The organism is Candidatus Methylomirabilota bacterium, from assembly GCA_035315345.1.
Classification (GTDB): domain Bacteria; phylum Methylomirabilota; class Methylomirabilia; order Rokubacteriales; family CSP1-6; genus CAMLFJ01.
In genome coordinates this window covers 1-2,620 of sequence record DATFYA010000221.1, presented here as the reverse complement: position 1 = coordinate 2,620, position 2,620 = coordinate 1, and the positions used below count along the sequence as shown (strand labels likewise).

2 protein-coding genes are annotated in these 2,620 nt (G+C 71.1%); one reads left to right on the top strand and one right to left on the bottom strand.

Features of this window, described 5'->3' with window-relative positions:
* Nucleotides 1-247 precede the first annotated feature (247 nt).
* Nucleotides 248-2,071, top strand: a complete 1,824-nt coding sequence (locus VKN16_28255) for an IS1634 family transposase (protein ID HME98117.1) — start codon at nucleotides 248-250, stop codon at nucleotides 2,069-2,071.
* A gap of 6 nt (nucleotides 2,072-2,077) precedes the next feature.
* Here VKN16_28255 and VKN16_28250 read toward each other — a convergent pair.
* The coding region (locus tag VKN16_28250) for a riboflavin kinase (protein ID HME98116.1) at nucleotides 2,078-2,620 on the bottom strand (543 nt) is incomplete at its 5' end.

The window sequence follows — 2,620 nt, the reverse complement described above, 5'->3', positions numbered from 1 at the left end:
CCGCGATGCACTCCATTCACCATCTCGGGCAGCACGTCGCCGGCCGCGAGCCGAATGGTCTGACCGCCGTCGCGCTTCTCCACTAGCCCAAGTTACGCACGACGCCCAGCCAAGGAGGCCCGGCGCGGGCGGTCTCGATGTGGAAGTGTCGGTCATGACTGAGCCCCGGCGCCCAAGGGGCGATGTAGTGTAGACCTTCTCTCTTGGCGGCAGCCCGTCGCGTGTGCGAGCGTGACGTCGACACGCGATGTTTGTTCGAGCGAATCGGCGCCGCAAGGACGGGAAAGACCACGTCTACTGGTCGCTCGTCGAAACGGTTCGCACGCCGGACGGACCCCGCCAACGCACGATCTGCTATCTCGGTGAGCTCAACCACGCGGCCGAGGCGCGCTGGCGGAAGACCGTCCGGATCTTCAATGCTCAGGGCGAGGAGCAGCAACTCGCGCTGTTTCCCGCCGGCGCCGCTCCGGGCGCGGCGGACACGCCCGTGGTGGAGATCCGGCTCGACCGCATCCGCTGGACGCGGCCCCGGGACTTCGGCGATGTCTGGCTGGGCTGGCACCTCTGGCAGCGCTTGGGACTGGATGGCCTCTGCGAAACCGTGTTGGACGAGGTCCCAGCCGACGTGCCCTGGTCGCGGATCGCCGCGATCCTGGCGATTAACCGGCTGTGTGCCCCCGGCAGCGAGTTGGCGATCGAGGCGCGCTGGTACGGCACGACGGCGCTGGATGACCTGCTGGGCGTCGACGGCGCCCGCGTCAACACGGACCGCCTCTACCGGTGCTTGGATCTCCTGCTCCCGCACAAGGGCGCCCTCGAGCGCCATCTGGCGATGCGCTACGGCGAGCTCTTCGGGGTGCAGTACGAGCTCTTGCTCTATGACCTGACGAGTACCTATGTCGAGGGCGAGGCGGCGGCCAATCCGCAGATGCGGCGCGGCTACTCGCGCGACCACCGCCCGGACTGCAAGCAGGTCGTGCTGGCGCTGGTGGTGAGCCCGGAGGGCTTCCCGCTGGCCTACGAGGTCTTCGACGGCCACCGGACCGACGTCACCACGCTGGACGAGATCCTCGCGGCGGTCGAGGCGAAGTACGGCCAGGCCCAGCGGGTGTGGGTCCTGGACCGCGGGATCGTCAGTGAACGCAACCTGGCGACGCTGCGCGCCCGCGGAGCGCACTACCTGGTCGGCACGCCCCGGGCCCGACTGCGGGCCTTCGAGCGGGAGCTGCTCGCCGGCGACTGGCAGCACGTCCGCGAGGCCGTCGAGGTCCAGCTCCTCCCGAGCCGCGACGGGAGCGAGACCTTCGTGCTCTGCCGCAGCGCCACACGGCGAGAAAAGGAACAGGCCATGCGGCGCCTGGCGAGCCAGCGGCTGGAACAGGCGCTCGAGCGGCTGGCCGCGCAGGTGGCCGCACGCCCGCGCACGGATCCGGACTGGCTGCACGAGCGCATCGGCCGGCTGAAAGAGCGCTATGCCTCCGTGGCCCGCCTGTACGACATCCGCCTCAGGGGGACGGGCGCCGCACGCCGGCTGCACTGGCCGCTCCGCCCGGAGCGCCAGGCCTGGGCCGAGGCCCGGGCTGGCGCCTATCTGCTGCGCACGAATCTGACCGCCACCGACCCGGCCACCCTGTGGACCCGCTACGTCCAGCTCACCGAGGTCGAAGCCGCGTTTCGCGCGCTCAAGAGCGAGCTGGCGATCCGGCCGATCTGGCATCAGAAGGCGTCCCGCGTCCAGGCCCACATCCTCGTCGCCTTCCTCGGCTATGCCCTGTGGGTCACCCTCAAGCACACGCTTCGCGCGGCGGGCGCCGGACTCTCGCCCGCCCAGGCTTTACACCAGTGCCGCGGCATCAAGAGCGGCGACATTCTCTTGGAGACCACCGATGGCCGCACGCTGCGGTTTCGCCGGGTGAGCCGGCCGAACGCGGCCCAGCACCACCTGCTCGACGCCCTCCGGCTCGCTCTCCCCGAACGCCTGGGAGTCGACGCCGAATGTAGTGGAGACTCGACCACCCCACCGCCTGAAAATTCCGTAGCTTATCCCCCTCAGCGGCGCTTTCGTGCGTAACTTAGGCTAGCCGTCCCCCAGCAGCCGGCGCGCGGTGGCCACGTCGGCGGCGATCTGGGCCCGCAGCGCGTCCAGCGAGTCGAAGCGCCGCTCGCTCCGGATGCGGTCGAGGAAGGCGAGCGTCAGCTCGCGCCCGTAGAGATCCGGCGAGACGCCGAGCAGGTGCGCCTCCACCAGACGTGTCGCTCCGTCGACCGTAGGGCGTACGCCGACGTTCACGACCGCCGGGGCGGACTTCCCGTCCCACTCCGCGCGAGCGGCATATACTCCGTCCGCCAGCGGAAGACCCGGCGGCGCGGCGAGGTTGGCGGTCGGGAACCCGAGCGTTCGGCCGCGGGCGGCCCCGCGGGCCACCGCGCCGCGGAGCGCATACGGGCGACCGAGGAAGCGGGCGGCCTGCCGCACGTCCCCCCGGCGAAGAGCCTCGCGGATCGACGTCGACGAAACGGCGTGACCGTCCACCCGGAGCGGCGGCACGACGTGGACGCTCACCCCGGCCGCGCCGGCCGTTCGGGCCAGGAGCTCGGGTGTCCCTCGGGCCCCGCGACC